Consider the following 16,299-nt stretch of genomic DNA (forward strand, 5'->3'; position numbering starts at 1 on the left):
GACGGACGGCCGAACACCTGGGAGCGCCCATGACCACGAGCGGAGCCGACGGCCCCCCGGCCGCCGGCGGGCGTCGTCGCCGCGGGCCCGGCATGACCGAGGTCGCCCGGGCCGCCGGGGTGTCGCAGAAGACCGTGTCCCGAGTGGTCAACGGCGAGCCGCACGTCAGCCCGGAGGTACGTGACCGCGTCCTCAGGGCCGTCCGCGACCTGGACTACCGCCCCAACACCGCGGCCCGTGCCCTGCTCCTCGGCCGCTACCGTCGGGTCGGCGTGGTCTCGCTCGGCAGTTCGCTCTACGGCCCGTCGACCCTGCTCATCGCCCTGGAGCGGGCCATGCAGCGCGCCGGGTACTCCGTCGCGCTGGCCAGCACCCTGGAGGGGCAGCGCGTCTCGGTGGCCGTGGACGCGCTGCTGGAACAGGGCGTGGACGGGATCGTGCTGTCCGAGCCCATCGACGACGGCACGCCGCTGAGACTGAGCGCGGACGTGCCGGTGGTCAGCCTCGGCGAGGGCGTGGAGCTGACACCGGGCACGAGCGCCGTGGTCGGCGCCGACGGCGTCACGGCCGCCCGGATCGCCACCGAGCACCTGCTCTCCCTGGGCCACCGCACCGTCTGGCACCTCCCGGGGCCGCAGGACTGGTGGGCCGCCCGCGACCGCCTGCGCGGCTGGCGGGAGGCCCTCGCCGCCGCCGGCGCGCCGGAGCCGCCCCTGCCGTCACCGGGCGACTGGAGCCCGGCCTCCGGCTACGCCGCGGGGCGGCAGCTCGCCGAACTCTCCGACGTCACAGCCGTGTTCGCCGCCAACGACGACATGGCCATCGGCGCGCTGCGCGCGTTCGCCGACGCGGGCCGTGCCGTCCCCGGTGACGTGAGTGTCGTCGGCTACGACGACATCCCCGCCGCCGCCTACCTCTCCCCGCCGCTGACCACCGTCCGGCAGAACTTCGCCGCCGTCGCCGACCGCGCCGTCGACGTACTGATCGCCCTGATCGAGGGCCGCCCCGCACCGACCGCACCGGCCGACCTGGCGGTGGAACTGACCGTACGGGCCTCGACCGGGCCGGTACGCCACCCCGGCCCGCGCCCCACCCCGCACCGGCCCCTGCCCCCCCCCGACCGCCCGCCCCCACCGACCGTTGACGCCACGGCCGCCACGGCACCCGCCACCGGCCCGGCGCGCCGTGCCCGCGTGCGCCGTCCGGGACCGCCGCCGCACGCGCCGCCCGCCCGTCGGGCGTCCACCGGCCCGAGCCGCACCACGTGAGGAGCCACGTGTGTACACCCCACCGCCCCACGCCCCGCCGACCCGCCGCGCCCTGCTGCGCGGAGCCCTCGGCCTCGGCACCACCGCCGCACTCGCCGCCTGCGGCGGGGGCAGCACCACGCCCCGCACCTCCGGCGACGTCACCCTCTCCCTGTGGACCCACGACCCGGGCTACGAGGCGTTCTTCGCCAAGGGCCTCCCGGAGGCCGACCGCGCCACCGACTTCCGCTACCACCTGAAGGTCACCCGCGCCGGCGCCCCGGACATCGTCACCAAGCTGCTCGCCCAGGCCGTCGCCGGCCGCGGCACCCCCGACCTCGTCGGCTTCGAGATCGCCGGCTTCCCGCGCATGCTGCGCGGCGACATCGCCGAGCGGCTGCTGTACGACTTCACCCCCGACATCGAGGCCGTACCCGGCCTCAAGGACGACCTGCTGCCCGCCCGGACCGCCCCCTTCAGCAAGGACGGCAGCGTCTACGCCTTCGACTCGGACACCCCGATGGTCGTCTACTTCTACCGCCAGGACCTCTTCGAGAAGTACGGCCTCCCCGAAGACATGGCGACCTGGGAGGAGTTCGCCGAGGCCGGCGCCCGGGCGCACCGGGACCACGGGGCCTCGATGTGCGTGGTCTCCACGGTGGGCAGCGACCCGGCCCAGGTCGTGCAGTCCTTCCAGATGCTGCTCTACCAGCGCGGCGGCACCTTCTTCGACGCCACCGGGAACCTGCGCCTGGACTCGCCCGAGGCCGAGGAGGTGCTGCGGTTCCTCTGCGAGGGGCTGCGCAGCGGCTTCGCCGTCGAGGTCTCCGACTACTACGGGGCCGGCATGCAGACCGCGCTGAAACGGGGCCGGGTCATCGGCCTGCCCATGGCCATCTGGTACAAGAACTACGGCCTGGTCACCAACGTGCCCGAGCAGAAGGGCAGATGGCGGGTCCGCGCCCTGCCCCGCTTCGCGGGCGGCGGCGGGGTGACCGCGGCACTGGGCGGCACCGGCTTCGGCGTCGTCAAGGACAAGGCCAACACCCGGGCGGCCAGGGAGTTCCTCTTCCGGACGTGGCTCACCCACGACGGCCAGGTCCGCCGCTTCACCGAGACCGGCTATCTGCCCACCCGCCGCTCTGTCTTCGACGACCCCCGCCTGGGCGCCTACACGGACGACTTCTGCGGCGGGCAGCGGCTCTTCCGCCTCTACCGCTCCCTGCTGCCCGACGTGCCGCCGTTCCACCAGAGCCCCGACCAGTCGATCCTCTACGACGTGCTCGGGGGGAACCTGCTGCGGGCGTACCACGGGGATCTGTCGCCGCGTCAGGCGCTGAAGCGGACGGCGGCCGATTTCCGTGATCAGGCCGGGCGGTAGTTCGGATCAGGAGGACCCATCATGACCACCACCGTCACCGGGCCGCCCGGGGCCACGCACGCGCACAGCGCCCCGGGCCGGGAGGAACACCGCCCCCGCCGGGCCTGGGCGCCCTACCTCTTCGTCTCGCCCTTCTATCTCCTCTACGTCCTGTTCATGCTGGTCCCGGTCGGTGTCTCGCTGTGGCTGAGCCTCACCGAGTGGGTCGGGCTCGGCACCCCGCACTGGGTGGGGCTGCGCAACTACCGGCTCCTCGCCACCGACATAAGCTTCCACCGGGCCCTCGGCAACACCGCCGTCTTCGTGCTGGTCGCGGTCTGCCTCGTCGTCCCGCTCGCGCTGCTGATCGCCCAGGCCCTCAACACCCGCGGCCTGCGCGTGCGCGACCTGTGGCGCACAGCCTACTTCGTGCCGATCGTGGTCTCCCCGATCCTCGTCGCCCTGATCTTCGGCCTGATCTTCGACCGGCAGTTCGGACTGGCGAACGCGGTGCTGCGCTCCCTGTTCGGCACCGGCGGCGTCGACTGGCTGGGTGATCCGAGCCTGGCCAAGGTGAGCATCGCCCTGGTCATGCTGTGGCGCTGGACCGGCTATCTCACCGTCTTCTTCCTCGCGGGGCTGCAGAACGTGCCGCGGGAGCTGTACGAGGCCGCCGCCCTCGACGGGGCCGGGCGGCTGCGCACCTTCACCACCGTCACCCTGCCGGCGCTGAAGCCGGTGACGGCGTTCGTCGTCGTCACGTCCTTCATCTGCGCGGCCCAGATCTTCGAGGAGCCCTACCTGCTGACCGGCGGCGGGCCGGCCGAGTCGACCCTCTCGGTGACCATGTTCATCTACCGGGCCGCCTTCCAGCGCCAGCAGTTCGGCTACGCGGCGGCCGCCGCCGTCGTCCTCTTCGTCGTCGTCTTCGGCCTCAGCCGGCTCGTCAACCGTCTCCTCGGCATCGGGAGGGCCGCCTGATGACCCGCGCCCGCCTGCCCCTGTACGTCTTCCTGGTCCTGCTGTTCGTGGGCTTCCTCGCCCCGCTGGTGTGGGCGCTGAGCGGCTCGCTCAAGCCGCGCGGCGACATCTTCGGCTACCCGCCGGAACTCGTCCCGGACCCCTTCACCCTCGACAACTACCGCGCCCTGCTCACCGACCAGCCCTTCGGCCGCTGGTTCCTGATGAGCACGGTGGTCGCCGTCGTCGCCACCACCGTGTCCGTCTTCGTGTGCGCGCTCGCCGGCTACGGCTTCGCCAAGTTCCGCTTCGCCGGCAGGCGGCTGCTGTTCGACGTCATGTTCAGCTCGCTGTCGATCCCGTTCGCGGTGATCCTCGTGCCGCTGTTCGTGATCCTCGTCAAGACCGGCCTCGGCAGCCCCTGGTTCGCGCTGATCGTGCCCTGGGTGGCGCCCGCCTTCGGGATCTTCATGATGCAGCAGTACATCGTGCAGGCCATCCCGGACTCGGTGCTGGAGGCCGCCCGGATCGACGGGGCGAGCGAGTTCGGCATCTTCCGGACCATCGTGCTGCCCCTGCTGCGGCCCTCGCTGGGCGCCCTGGCCGTCTGGCAGTTCCTGCAGAGCTATAACAGCTTCCTGTGGCCGCTGGTGCTGGTCTCCGACAGCTCCCGGTACACCCTGCCGCTCGGCCTGCAGACGCTGTTCGTGTCGGAGCAGCGGCAGTACGACCTCGTGCTCGCCGGAGCCGTCCTCGCCGTCCTGCCCGCCGTCGCCCTCTTCGTGCTGCTGCGCAAGCAGCTCCTCGAAGGCCTGTCCACGGGCGCGGTCAAGGGCTGACACCCGTCACTCAGCTGAAGGAGAAGCATGTTCGAGCCGCCCCGACGCGTCCTGTTCGGTGCCGCCTACTACCACGAGTACCAGCCGTACGACCGCCTCAAGGACGACCTCGACCTGATGGCCGAGGCCCGCTTCACGGTGATCCGCGTCGGCGAGTCCGTGTGGTCCACCTGGGAGCCCGAGAACGGCCGCTTCGACCTCGACTGGCTCCAGCCGGTCCTGGACGGCGCCCACGAGCGCGGCATCTCGGTGATCCTCGGCACGCCGACGTACGCGGTGCCGCCCTGGCTGGCCCGCCTGTACCCGGAGATCACGGGGGAGACCCGCACCGGCGAGCGGCTCGGCTGGGGCGCCCGGCAGGAGGTCGACCTCACCCACCCGGCGTTCCGCTTCCACGCCGAGCGGATCATCCGCAGGATCACCGAACGCTACGCCGACCACCCCGCGGTCATCGGCTACCAGGTCGACAACGAGCCCGGCCTGCACCTGCTGCACAACCACGGCGTCTTCCAGCGCTTCACCGACGAACTCCGCGCGCGGTACGGCGACGTGGAGACCCTCAACCGCGAGTGGGGCCTGGTCTACTGGTCGCACCGGCTGTCCACCTGGGCCGACCTGTGGACCCCCGACGGCAACGCCCAGCCGCAGTACGACCTGGCGTGGCGGCGCTTCCAGGCCCGGCTCGTCACCGAGTTCATCGCCTGGCAGGCGGACATCGTGCGCGAGTACGCCCGCCCCGGCCAGTTCGTCACCACCTGCATCTCCTACGACCGCCAGGGCGTCGAGGACGACCGGCTCACCGCGCACCTCGACGTCACCGCCGGCAACCCGTACTACACGATGCAGGACGCCCTCGCCCTCCCGGACACCGGCGGCGACGGCCAGCACTGGACGACCAACGGCACCTGGGCGCTGTACCGCAGCGCCGACCGCATGTACTCCTCCCGCCAGGAGCCCTTCCTGGTGACGGAGACCAACGCGCAGGCCATCGGCGGGCCCTGGGACAACCGCCCCGCCTACGACGGCCAGTGGCGCCAGGCCGCCTGGGCGCTGATCTCCCGGGGCGCGTCGATGATCGAGTACTGGCACTGGCACACCCTGCACTTCGGCGCCGAGACCTACTGGGGCGGCATCCTCCCGCACAACGGACGCCCCGGCCGCGTCTACCGTGAACTGGCGGCCCTGGGCGACGAGTTGGAGAAGGCCGGTGATCTCGTGGCGGCCCTCACCCCGGACGCCGACGTCGCCTTCCTCTACGACGGCCCCAGCAAGTGGGCGCTCCAGGGGCAGCCGCCGCTGGCCGACGCCGCCGGGAACCCGGACGGGCGGTCGTACGAGAGGATCTTCGACGCCTTCTACCGGGGTGCCTTCGACGCGGGGCTCCAGGCGCGCGTGCTGCACCCCGGGCAGCTCCCGGACGCCGACCTGCCGCCGCTCCTGGTCGTCCCCGCCTACTACGCCGCCGACGACACCGTCCTCGACCGGCTGCGCGCCTACGCCGAGGCCGGCGGCCACCTCGTCCTCGGCCCCCGCACCGGCTACGGCGACACCGAGGCCCGGGCCCGCACCGACCTCCAGCCGGGGCGGCTCGCGGAGGCGGCCGGGGTGACGTACGACGAATTCAGCAACCTGCGCGACCCGCTGCCCGTCACCGGCACGGAGTCCCTCCCCCTGCCGGCCGACGCGCACGCCCTGCACTGGGCGGACGGGCTGCGGCCGCGGGGCGCCGAGACGCTGGCGGCGTACGCGCATCCGCACTTCGGCCGCTGGCCCGCCGTCACCACCCACCGCCACGGCGCCGGGCGCGTCACCTACGTGGGGACCGTGCCCGACCCGGTCCTCGCCCGGGCCCTGTTCGACCGGTACGCGCCCGACGGCGGCGCCTGGCGCCCGGCGCACCCGAGCGTCACGGCCGCCTCGGCGACCGCCCGGGACGGCCGCCGCGTGCGCTTCCTGCACAACTGGTCCTGGCAGGAGGTGTCCGTGCCGGTGCCCTCGCCCCTGCGGGACGTGCTGTCGGAGACGGCGTACGCCGACGCGGTGCCGCTCGGGCCCTGGGACGTCAAGGTGCTCCGCGAGGAGGACGAGTAGCAACCACCCGTTCCGCCGGGCGAGTTCCGGCCGCCCCTTCGCTGGGCATCGTGTCAGGGGCGTGGGCCGCGCCGTCCCGGAGGGGGAGCGGGCGGGCCGTACGGGCCGGGCGAAGGGATGGGAAGCCATGACGTCACCGCTGCCCTCGGGAGAGACGCTGTCGCAGCCGGTGCTGAACCCGCCGGCGTCGGTCGCGGTGTTCCTGGTCGCCACGATCGACCCCGGCGGGGAGGCCGCCGTCCGGGAGGTGCTGGGCTCCCTCGCGGGCCTGGTGCGCTCCGTCGGCTTCCCCAGCCCCGACGGCGGTCTCGGCTGCGTCGCCGGGGTCGGGTCCCGGGCCTGGGGCCGGGTGTTCGGCGGGCCGCGGCCCGCCGAACTGCACCCCTTCCGCGAACTGGCCGGCCCCCGGCACCACGCCCCGGCCACGCCGGGCGACCTGTTCTTCCACCTCAAGGCCGCCCGCACCGACCTGTGCTTCGCCCTCGCCGCCGAGATCGTGCGGCGGCTGCGCGGCGCGGTCACCGTGCGGGACGAGACGCAGGCGTTCTCCTACTTCGACTCGCGCAACCTCCTCGGCTTCGTCGACGGCACCGAGAACCCCGTCGGCCCGGCCGCGGCGGACGCGGCCCTGGTGGGCGAGGAGGATGCCGGCTTCCGGGGCGGCAGTTACGCGCTGGTGCAGAAGTACCTGCACGACGTGGACGCCTGGGAGGCCCTCGCCGTGGAGGCGCAGGAGAAGGTGATAGGCCGCACCAAGCTCACCAACCTCGAACTGGACGCGCCCGGCTCCCACAAGGACGTCAACACCGTCCTCGGCCCGGACGGCTCCGAGCAGAAGATACTGCGCTCGGCGATGCCGTTCGGCCGGCCCGGGCACGGGGAGTTCGGCACGTACTTCGTGGCCTACGCGCGCACCCCGGAGATACCCGAGACCATGCTGCGCAAGATGTTCCTGGGCGGGCCGGGCTCGGGGCCCGACCCGCTGCTGGACTACTCGCGGGCCGTCACCGGCAGCCTGTTCTTCGTGCCGCCGGCCGACTTCCTCGAGGCGCTGCCCGAGGGCTGACCGGCTCAGGCCACGGCCGCCGGCCGGTCCGCCGCCCGCAGGGACAGCGCCCGGCCGTAACGGCGCAGCAGGAGCAGGGCGGTCGCGGCGAGGCCGGTGAGCAGGCCGAGCCAGACGCCCAGGGTCTCCAGGCCGGCGAGGTGCCCGAGGAGCCAGGCGGCGGGCAGCCCGATCAGCCAGTAGCCGACGAGGGTGATCCGGAAGCCGCTCTTCGTGTCGTCGAGGCCGCGCAGCAGGCCGACGCCGATGTTCTGCGCGCAGTCGAAGAACTGCAGCACGGCGGCGACCAGCAGCAGGCCGGTGGCGATGTCCGTCGCGCTGTGCCCGTCCGCCCCGGACGGGTCGATGAACGGGCGCAGCACCAGTCCGGGCACGGTCAGGTAGACGACCCCGACCACGGCCATCACGGCCGCGGCGCACGCCAGCGCGGTGTTCTTGATGCGCCGCGCGGCGGCGATCCGGTCCAGGGCGAGTTCCCGGCTGACGTTGAGGGACGCGGCGTGGGACAGGCCGACCGCGACCTGGAACACGATGTAGATGAGCTGGTTGACGGCCGTGTGCGCGGCCAGCGCCGCACTGCCGAACGTGCCGATGAGCAGGGCGACGACGGAGAAGAAGCCCGCCTCGGACCCGTAGGTGGCGGCGATGGGCACGCCCAGGCCGGTCAGCCGGCGCAGGGTCGCCGGGCGGGCCTTCCAGAACCGGATGTCCAGGAGCGGGGCGAGCCGGGGGTCGCGGCGCGCGGAGACGTACAGGGCCACGCAGGTCAGCGCGTACACCAGCGAGGTGGCGAGCCCGATGCCGGGCAGCCCCAGCTTCGGCAGGCCCCAGGTGCCGTGGACGAGGACCCAGTTGAGGCCCGCGTTGACGGCGACCGACGCGATCGTGATCCGCAGCAGGGCCTGCGGGCGGCGCATGCCGACGGTGAACTGGCGGATCGCCTGGAACCACAGGCAGGGGACCAGGCCGGGGGCGAGCGCGAGCAGCAGCGGCCAGGCCGTGTCCACGACCTCGGGGTCCTGACCGAGGTAGGCCAGGGCGCGCCCGATCAGCAGGATGACCAGCGCGCCGGCGACGCCGGCCAGGGTGGCCAGCGCCAGCGCGGCGCGGACCACGTCCCGGACCTCCTCGGCGGCCTCCTCGGACAGCTCCGCCTCGTCGTCGTCGCGGGCGGAGGCCGCGGACACCTGGTTGCCGACCGCGGTGACCAGGCCGACGCCCATGGTCCGCAGCTGGTTGAACACGACCATCGCCAGGCCGCCGCCGGCCAGCGCCTCGGCGCCCATCAGGCCCATCATCACCGTGTCGGTGGTGGTGAGGGCGACCTGGGCGAGCTGGGTCAGGGCGAGCGGGACGGCCAGGGTGGCAAGGGCCCGGCTGTCCCGGAGCAGGGTGGAGAGCGGTGTCGGCATCTGAGGGCGTCTCGTCAGTTCTCGCGGAGTTTCGTCAGCAGCTCGTCGACCTCGCGCTCCACGGCCGGGTCGATGAGGGATCGGGCGGTCATCCAGTCGTCGTCGAAGACCGTGTCCATGTACTTCTCGCCTCCGTCGTTGACCAGGGCGACCATAGTCGTGCCCGGCGGCAGCGCGGACATGCGGGTCAGCGCCTCGTGCACGACCCCGCCCGCCGAGCCGCCGATCAGCAGCCCGGTGCGGCGCGCGACGACCCGGGCGGTCGCGAACGCCTCCACGTCACCGACCTTCACGCCCTCGTCGATCAGGTCGAAGTCCACGAGCAGGCCGATCGTGGCGCCCTCGGGGGTGCCGGTGCCGGACTGGTAGTAGTCGTGCGCGGGCCCGCCGAACGCGATGGACCCCTTCGGCTCGACGCCCACGATCCGCACGTCCGGCACGGTCTTCCGCAGCTCCCGCCCGGTCCCGCACAGCCCGCCGCCCGTGCCCACGGCACCGACCAGGACGTCGATACGGCCCTCCAGGGCGGCGTCGAGCTCATGGGCCACGGCGTGGTAACCGACCGCGTTGGCCGGGTTGTTGTGCTGCTCGGTGAAGAAGGCGGTGTCGTCCTCGGCGGCCAGTTTCTCGGCGAACTCCTCGCGCGCGGCGGTGGCCAGCTCCTCGTCGCCCTCCTCGGCGACGTAGAGGAGTTCGGCGCCCAGCGCCTTCATGCCGCGCAGCTTGTCGGCGCAGGCGTGGTGGTCGACGACCGCGGTGAAGGTGTAGCCGCGCTCGGCGGCGATGACGGCGAGGCCGAGCCCGGTGTTGCCGGAGGTCGACTCGACGATCCGGCCGCCCGGGGGCAGCAGGCCGCGCTCCTCGGCGTCGAGGACCATCTGGCGGGCCATACGGATCTTGGCGGTGCCGGTCGGGTTGAACTGCTCCAGCTTCAGCAGCAGCCGGCTGCCCGTCTCGGTGCGGCACAGCTCGAACAGGGGCGTGTGGCCTATGAGGTCGGAGACGCGGCTGACCACGGCGGGACGCGTGAGCGTCTTGTCCATCGGATGGCTCCAGGGGAGGTGGGGAGTCAGGCGAGGGGGTGGCGGTCGAGCCGCCAGCGGGTGCGGCCGTCGCCGTCGGTGTCGACGACGACCTTCGGGGGGAGCGGCAGCTCGTGGAAGGGGGACTCGTTGGAGTCCATCTGGTATCCGGCGGTGTTGGGGTAGACGAGCAGGTCGCCGGGGGCCGGGCGGGCGGGCAGCAGCACCTTGCGCCAGGTGAGCATGTCCGACTCCAGGCAGGTGGCGCCGCCGACGCAGGCCGCGTACGGCTCGGCGGCGCCGTCCGGCCGCGCGGGCAGCAGCACCGGATCCGGCAGGTACTCGCTGTTGAACCACTGCTCGGACAGGCTGAGGCTGCTGCCGTCGACGGTGACGACGCCGTATCCGGAGGGCCGGTCCTTGACGCCCTGGACGCGGAACACCGTGCACCCGGCCCGGTCCAGCAGCGCCCGGCCGGGCTCCAGCAGGAGCCGCACTCCGGCCGTGCGCAGCCGCCCGGCGAGGTCGTGCGCCGCCAGGACGGCCCGCAGGGCGCCGGCGCCCGCGACGGGGGAGTGGTACGGGTAGAAGTCGGCCGGGGCGAAGGACTTGCCCGCGTGGTAGTGCTCGGGCCGCTGCTCCCGCAGGAAGCGCGCCCAGTGCCCGGCGTCGGTGTAGTCGACGGCGAATCCGCCGCCGATGCTGATCCGGTCCGCGCGCAGCCCCCGCGCCCGTGCCTTCAGGCACAGCTCGACGAGTTCGGCCGCCGACTCGGCGCGCTGCTCGGTGTCGTAGCCGGACAGATGGAAGGAGAAGCCCTCCATGACCACGGCCTGCCCGGCCTCCGCGCAGCGGGCGAGGGTCGACTCCAGCTGCTCGTCGTCGAGGCCGAAGCGGCTGTGCGGCTGGGCCGGCGGCAGGCGCCGCAGCAGCACCCGCGCCGGGCGCGCCGTCGCCTGCGCCAGGGCGATCACCCGCTCCAGCTCGTCGGGCGCGTCCACGGCGATCAGGCAGCCCTGCAGCACGGCCACCCGCAGCAGCCCCTCGGCCTTGGCGGGCCCGGTGACCACGACGTGCTCGCCGCGCACCCCGTGGCCGAGCGCGTCCCGCAGCTCACCGGCGCTGGCCACGTCCACGCCCGCGCCGGACAGGGCACAGCGGTCCAGCCAGACGGCGGCCTTGTTGGCCTTCTTCGCGTAGTACACGCGGCCTTCCACCCCGGCCTCGCCCAACACCTCGCTGAACGCGGCCAGGTTGGCGTCGAAGCGGTCGGGCAGCAGCAGGTGGAAGGGGCCGCCGAGCGCGTACGACAGCTCCTGCGGCAGTCCGCTGCCCAGGATCGCGTCGAGCCGTGGATCCGGGTGGGCGGGCAGCGGCGGGGCGGCAGTCGCGCGGGTCACTGCCACAGCGGCACCCGCGTTCCCAGGCCCTGTTCGACGGCCAGCTGCGCGAAGCGGTGCCCGAGCGCGATGTCGGTGACGACCAGACCGCTGTTGTAGGCGAAGATCCGCTCGTCGGCGGAGCGCCGGCCCTCGGCCCGGCCCGCCACGACCTCGGGGAACTCCGCGTCCACCGGCGGGAAGGTGCCGTCCGCGTCGGCCATGTCGGTGCCCGTGACCTTCATCTGCGCCTCGCTGGTGGCGACCACGCGGTCCGCCTCGTGCAGGGTCGACGGGGCGATGCCGTGGCCGACCAGGATCGACAGCGCGCCCGGCTTCAGGTCGGCGGCCTCGACGGCGGCGGGCGTGTGCTGTCCGGCCGTGGCGACCACCACGTCGGCGTCCGCCGCGGCGGCCCGTACGTCGTCCACGACCTCCACCTCCCGCTCGGGGAAGTAGTGGTGGAGCCGCTCGCGCACCGCGGCGAGGCCGTCCGGGTGCGTGCCGTACACCATGAGCCGGTCCAGGTCCGGCAGCGTGGTGAGCAGGAAGGGCAGCGCCAGGCGGCCCTGGGTGCCGGTGCCGATGACGAGCGCGCTGCGGGCGCCGGGCCGCGCGCACTCCCGGGCCAGCAGCGCGGAGACGGCCGGGGTGCGCAGCGAGCCGATCCGGCCGCAGTCCATCATCGCGACCGGCAGCCCGGTGACGTCGTCGTAGATCGTGAGCGTCGTGTAGTAGTGCTGCTCGTCGCGCGACTTGTCCAGGCCGTGCTTGTACGAGGTCTTGATCGCGACGACCTCGCGGACGCCGTCCCGGCCGAGCATGGCGTACGAGACGGAGTGGCCGTCCTCCGGTTTGACGGTGAGCTTGCGGGGGTTGGCCGACCGGCCGTCGGCGAGCGTGCGGTAGGCCTGCTCGACGACGTCCACCACGTCGTTCAGTGATATCTCGATGCCGGCGATGTCGCTGGTGCTGAGGATGCGCAGGGTCCTGTCGTCCGCGGTCACGGCTGTTCCCTTCGGATGCGGGTGGGTGGGCGGCGGATCAGATGTGGGCCACCAGCGCGGCCTGCCCGTATCCGTGCTCGTCCGCCTCGGACAGGGGGCGGCTGCGGCGGCCGGGCACGCGCACCGAGGCGCGCTTGAGCCAGCGGTCGGTGCCGTCGTAGCGGGCCTTGAACGGCACGCGGCCGTGCACGACCAGGTCGTTGTCGACGACCAGGACGTCACCGGGTTCCAGGGCGACGGCGACCGAGACGCGTTCCAGTTCGGCGGTGAGCCGCTCGTAGGCGGCGCGGTAGTCGGCCGGTGCCTCGTCGAGCGGGGTGTAGGCGGGGTCGTAGCGCAGGGTGGGGCCGGCCTCGGTCTGCCACAGGGCCGGGACCTTCGGAGGTGCTCCGGCGAAGGAGCGCGCCTCGGCGTAGGCGTCGTCCGGGAGGATCGGCAGGACCGGGCGGGACAGCAGCGCCAGGTCGTCCGCGGAGAGGCGGACCTTGCGGATGCTGGCGGCGGTGGTGGCGACGGCGTCGTGGTTGCGCATGCAGGCGAGCAGCAGCAGATGGGCGCGGCCGGGGTGGAAGGCGTCCTCGGTGTGCGGGCTGAGCAGCACGGTGCTGCTGGCACCCGTCTGCTCCTGCTCGTGGCCGGGCGAGGGCACGATGTTGTGCACGAACCGGCCCTCCTGCTGGCCCTCCCAGGCGATGGGGTGGCCCATGGCCGCGGCGAGCAGCAGCAGGAGCACGTCCCAGGCGGCGGCGCGGTCGCCGGCGGTGTCCCAGCCGGAGGGCGTGGGGCCGATGCCGGCGTCGTCGACGGGCAGTCCGCGCAGGACGTACAGGCCGTCGTCCGTGTCGACGGGGCGGCAGATGTGCAGGATCGTTTCGTCAAGGCGGGCCGCGGCGGTCGCGACCCGGCGGAGCAGCTCGGGCCGTCCGGCCGAACTGCCGGACTCGGCAAGGATCTTGTGGGCGGTGTCGGTCAGTTCGTCGACGTCGTGCGGGGCGAACTGGCGGAGGGGTACGGCTCCCGTGGGCATGGCGCAGACATCCGTTCCGGGGCGGGTGCGAGTGCGGGTGCGGGGTGCATGGAGCTCGGAGTGCCGACCCTGTGTGGTGCCTGTGGGACGGCCGGTGATCGCTGCCGAAACCTAACAGGCGAATTTAGGTAAGGCAATCCTCACTAGAGTGAACAGCTCCTGTTGCGAATCTCTTGCAACAAGAGGGGTGATGCGTGCGCCTGTGCGCCCTTTGACGCCCCGGCAGTGAACGCTCAGGCATTGCGCTGAGGGATCTTCTTAGGGTAGGCACGCCTAAGCAATATGCTCCCCGCGTGGCTGAAAGAGGTCGTACGTGAACGTGAACAGACGCCAAGTGCTGTGGGCCGGCGGTGCGATAGGCGCTTCCGCGCTCCTCGCCGCCTGCGGCAGCGGTGACGAGACCTCGGCCAAGTCGCCGGCGGGCAAGGGCGAGAAGCCGCGCCGCGGCGGCACCCTCCGGGTCGGCGCCCTGGGCCGGGCCTCGGCCATCACCCGCGACCCGCACGGCACGCAGGCCAACGAGAGCGACTACCTGATCATCTCGCTGGTGTACGACACGCTGACCGTCCCCGGTGCCAAGCCCAACACCGTCCCCCGCCTCGCCGCGAGCTGGCAGGCCTCGGACGACCTCAAGACCTGGCGCTTCACCCTCGCGAAGGGCGCGAAGTTCCACGACGGCACCCCGGTCACCGCCGAGGACGTCGTCTGGTCCCTGAAGCGGCTGCGGGCCACCCCCTCCGGCGCCTCCCGGCTGCCCGGCATCAAGGCCGAGAACATCAAGGCCGAGGGCACGGACACCGTCGTCCTGGTCTCCGACTACCCCAACGCCGAACTGCCCCAGCTGACCCGGCTGACGACGTTCGTGCTGAAGAAGGACACCAAGGACTCCGACCTCGGCAAGGCACCCGGCACCGGCCCCTTCAAGCTCGACTGGTTCCGCTCCGGCAACGCCCGCCTGGTCCGCAACGCCGACTGGTACGGCGGCGACGTGCACCTCGACGCCATCGAGGTCAAGATCTTCGAAAGCCCCCAGGCGATGGCCAACGCCCTGCTGGCCGGGCAGATCGACGTCGCCTCCAACGTCGGCGCGGTGGCGGCCCGCACGGCCGAGAAGCGCGGCGACGTCCAGGTCGTGCGCCGCCCCAACGACATGGCGATGCCGATCGTCATGCGCACCGCCGACGGACCGTTCGCGGACGTGAAGGTACGGGAGGCGCTGCGGCTGGCCGTGGACCGCGAGGCCATGGTCAAGCAGGTCCTCTCCGGCTACGGCACGGTCGCCAACGACATCCTCGGCACCGGCGACCCCGCCTACGCCAAGGACCTCCCGCAGCGCGCCCGCGACCTGGCCAAGGCCAAGCAACTGCTGAAGGAGGCCGGCTTCGACACCTCGAAGACGTACAAGCTGCTGACCACGGAGGACATCGCCGGGCTCGCCGAGTCGGCGACGCTGTTCGCCTCCCAGGTCCGCGAGGCCGGGGTGAAGGTCGAGGTCGTCCGGCAGGAGTCGGCGACCTTCTGGGACAAGACCTGGCTCAAGGGCGACCTCTACACCACCTACTGGGGCACCAACGACTCCGTGGTGTTCTTCGCCAGCAAGACCATGGTCTCCGACTCCGGGCAGAACGAGGCCGGCTGGAAGAACAAGGAGTTCGACGCCGCCTACCGCAAGGCCATGGCCACCAAGGACGCGGCGGAGCGCGCCAAGGTCCTGCACCAGCTCCAGCAGATCGAGCACGACGCGTCCGGCTACCTGCTGTGGGGCATGGCCGACGGCATCGACCTGGCCGGCGCCGCCGTGCGCAACCTGCCCACCCTGCCCGGCTACGGGCGCGTCCAGCTCGAGCGGGCATGGCTGGCACGCTGACCCCGACGGCACGGCACGAACCGGCGGCGGACTCCCGGACGCCGGGGCGTACCGCCCTGTACGCGGCCGGGGTGCTCGCCCGCCGGCTCCTGCTGCTGGCCGGGCTGCTCGCCGCCGTCTTCGCCGCCGTGGAGCTGCTGCCGGGGGACGCCGCCGACGCCACCTCAGAACGCGGGGAGAGCGCGGCCGACCTCGCCCAGCGGCGCCAACTGCTGGGCCTGGACCGGCCCGTGGCGGAACGGTTCTGGGACTGGATGACCGGCCTGCCCACCGGCGACCTCGGCACCTCGGCGCGCGGTGAGCAGGTCGCCGACCTGCTCGCCCGGCCGTTCCCCAACACCCTGCTGCTCGGCGGGCTCGCGCTGCTGCTCACCCTCGTCGCCTCGATCGCCCTCGGCTGCTGGGCGGCGGCCCGGCCCGGCGGCCCGCTCGACCGGGCCGTGTCGGCGAGCGCCACGGGCATCCTCGCGCTGCCCGAGTTCGTCGTCGCCGTGGCCCTCGTCCTCGTGTTCGCGCTGTGGACCGGCTGGCTGCCCGCGGTCACCCTCACCGACTCGGACGGCTCGCCCGCCTCCTGGCGAATGCTCGTGCTGCCCGTCCTCGCCCTGGCCGTCCCGCAGATCGGCTGGAACACGCGGATCGTGCGGGCCGCCCTCGCCGACGAGGCCAGGGCACCGCACATCGACACCGCCGTCCTCGACGGGCTGCCCCGGCACCGGATCCTCGTCCACCACCTGCTGCCCGGCGCCCTGCCGACCATCGCGGCCGGTGTCGCCACCTCCACGGGCATGCTCCTCGGCGGCGCGGTCGTCGTCGAGACCATCTTCAACTACCCCGGCGTCGGCTCCGTCCTCGCGGGCGCGGTCACCGACCGGGACAGCCCGGTCATCGCCGGGGTCGTCGCCGTGACGGGAGCCGTGATCACCGCAGTGCTGCTGCTCGCCGACCTCGTACGGACCTGGGCTTCGGGAGGGCGGACGTGACCCCGGTCGTCGACGCCATCGAGCCGGCTCCGGCCGCGC

Annotated in this window: 13 protein-coding genes; 8 read left to right on the plus strand and 5 right to left on the minus strand. The window is 73.0% G+C overall.

The features are described from left to right. The first annotated feature begins 29 nt into the window (after positions 1–29). The 6 genes from C1703_RS31000 (at position 30) to C1703_RS31025 (ending at position 7,563) form a co-directional block, all read left to right on the plus strand. Complete coding sequence (locus C1703_RS31000; protein ID WP_232840640.1) at positions 30–1,268, plus strand: LacI family DNA-binding transcriptional regulator; 1,239 nt, start codon at positions 30–32, stop codon at positions 1,266–1,268. Between the two features lie 10 nt (positions 1,269–1,278). Continuing rightward, entirely contained in the window at positions 1,279–2,628 is a 1,350-nt protein-coding gene (locus tag C1703_RS31005) for an extracellular solute-binding protein (RefSeq protein ID WP_114255927.1), read from the plus strand. Between the two features lie 21 nt (positions 2,629–2,649). After that, positions 2,650–3,588, plus strand: a complete 939-nt coding sequence (locus tag C1703_RS31010) for a sugar ABC transporter permease (RefSeq protein ID WP_114255928.1) — start codon at positions 2,650–2,652, stop codon at positions 3,586–3,588. Further along, complete coding sequence (locus C1703_RS31015) at positions 3,588–4,406, plus strand: carbohydrate ABC transporter permease (protein WP_114255929.1); 819 nt, start codon at positions 3,588–3,590, stop codon at positions 4,404–4,406. The genes C1703_RS31010 and C1703_RS31015 overlap by 1 nt, the downstream gene beginning before the upstream one ends. A 27-nt stretch (positions 4,407–4,433) precedes the next feature. Next, positions 4,434–6,497, plus strand: a complete 2,064-nt coding sequence (locus C1703_RS31020; RefSeq protein WP_114255930.1) for a beta-galactosidase — start codon at positions 4,434–4,436, stop codon at positions 6,495–6,497. Positions 6,498–6,624: 127 nt separating this feature from the next. Further along, positions 6,625–7,563, plus strand: a complete 939-nt coding sequence (locus tag C1703_RS31025; protein ID WP_114255931.1) for a Dyp-type peroxidase — start codon at positions 6,625–6,627, stop codon at positions 7,561–7,563. Positions 7,564–7,568: 5 nt separating this feature from the next. On the opposite strand, the gene C1703_RS31030 is transcribed toward C1703_RS31025, so the two are convergent. The 5 genes from C1703_RS31030 to C1703_RS31050 are packed head-to-tail and all read right to left on the minus strand — an operon-like array spanning position 7,569 to position 13,410. After that, the gene (locus C1703_RS31030; protein WP_114255932.1) at positions 7,569–8,975 is read right to left on the minus strand and encodes an MATE family efflux transporter; all 1,407 of its coding nucleotides are present in this window, start codon (positions 8,973–8,975) and stop codon (positions 7,569–7,571) included. Positions 8,976–8,989: 14 nt separating this feature from the next. After that, positions 8,990–10,018, minus strand: coding sequence for a cysteine synthase family protein (locus C1703_RS31035; RefSeq protein WP_114255933.1), 1,029 nt, complete (start codon positions 10,016–10,018; stop codon positions 8,990–8,992). 26 nt (positions 10,019–10,044) lie between these two features. Continuing rightward, positions 10,045–11,403, minus strand: coding sequence for a Y4yA family PLP-dependent enzyme (locus C1703_RS31040; RefSeq protein WP_114255934.1), 1,359 nt, complete (start codon positions 11,401–11,403; stop codon positions 10,045–10,047). Then, entirely contained in the window at positions 11,394–12,383 is a 990-nt protein-coding gene (locus tag C1703_RS31045) for an ornithine cyclodeaminase family protein (protein ID WP_198678322.1), read from the minus strand. The genes C1703_RS31040 and C1703_RS31045 overlap by 10 nt, the downstream gene beginning before the upstream one ends. 37 nt (positions 12,384–12,420) lie before the next feature. Further along, positions 12,421–13,410, minus strand: coding sequence for a TauD/TfdA family dioxygenase (locus tag C1703_RS31050; protein WP_198678323.1), 990 nt, complete (start codon positions 13,408–13,410; stop codon positions 12,421–12,423). 313 nt (positions 13,411–13,723) lie between these two features. Between C1703_RS31050 and C1703_RS31055 the strand changes: the two genes are divergently transcribed. Beyond that, on the plus strand, positions 13,724–15,277 hold the full coding sequence (locus tag C1703_RS31055; protein ID WP_114255935.1) for an ABC transporter substrate-binding protein: 1,554 nt from the start codon (positions 13,724–13,726) through the stop codon (positions 15,275–15,277). Then, positions 15,262–16,260, plus strand: a complete 999-nt coding sequence (locus tag C1703_RS31060) for an ABC transporter permease (protein ID WP_114255936.1) — start codon at positions 15,262–15,264, stop codon at positions 16,258–16,260. Before C1703_RS31055 ends, C1703_RS31060 begins: the two co-directional genes overlap by 16 nt. The last annotated feature ends 39 nt before the right edge of the window (positions 16,261–16,299 follow it).

The sequence above is a fragment of the Streptomyces sp. Go-475 genome, from assembly GCF_003330845.1.
In the GTDB taxonomy this organism is placed as follows: Bacteria; Actinomycetota; Actinomycetes; order Streptomycetales; family Streptomycetaceae; genus Streptomyces.

Bases quoted from the DNA above. Each gene is read 5' to 3' on its own strand.
- C1703_RS31000 (WP_232840640.1), top strand. From the start codon at position 30: ATGACCACGAGCGGAGCCGACGGCCCCCCGGCCGCCGGCGGGCGTCGT.
- C1703_RS31010 (WP_114255928.1), top strand. From the start codon at position 2,650: ATGACCACCACCGTCACCGGGCCGCCCGGGGCCACGCACGCGCACAGC.
- C1703_RS31015 (WP_114255929.1), top strand. From the start codon at position 3,588: ATGACCCGCGCCCGCCTGCCCCTGTACGTCTTCCTGGTCCTGCTGTTC.
- C1703_RS31020 (WP_114255930.1), top strand. From the start codon at position 4,434: ATGTTCGAGCCGCCCCGACGCGTCCTGTTCGGTGCCGCCTACTACCAC.
- C1703_RS31025 (WP_114255931.1), top strand. From the start codon at position 6,625: ATGACGTCACCGCTGCCCTCGGGAGAGACGCTGTCGCAGCCGGTGCTG.
- C1703_RS31030 (WP_114255932.1), bottom strand. From the start codon at position 8,975: ATGCCGACACCGCTCTCCACCCTGCTCCGGGACAGCCGGGCCCTTGCC.
- C1703_RS31035 (WP_114255933.1), bottom strand. From the start codon at position 10,018: ATGGACAAGACGCTCACGCGTCCCGCCGTGGTCAGCCGCGTCTCCGAC.
- C1703_RS31050 (WP_198678323.1), bottom strand. From the start codon at position 13,410: ATGCCCACGGGAGCCGTACCCCTCCGCCAGTTCGCCCCGCACGACGTC.
- C1703_RS31060 (WP_114255936.1), top strand. From the start codon at position 15,262: ATGGCTGGCACGCTGACCCCGACGGCACGGCACGAACCGGCGGCGGAC.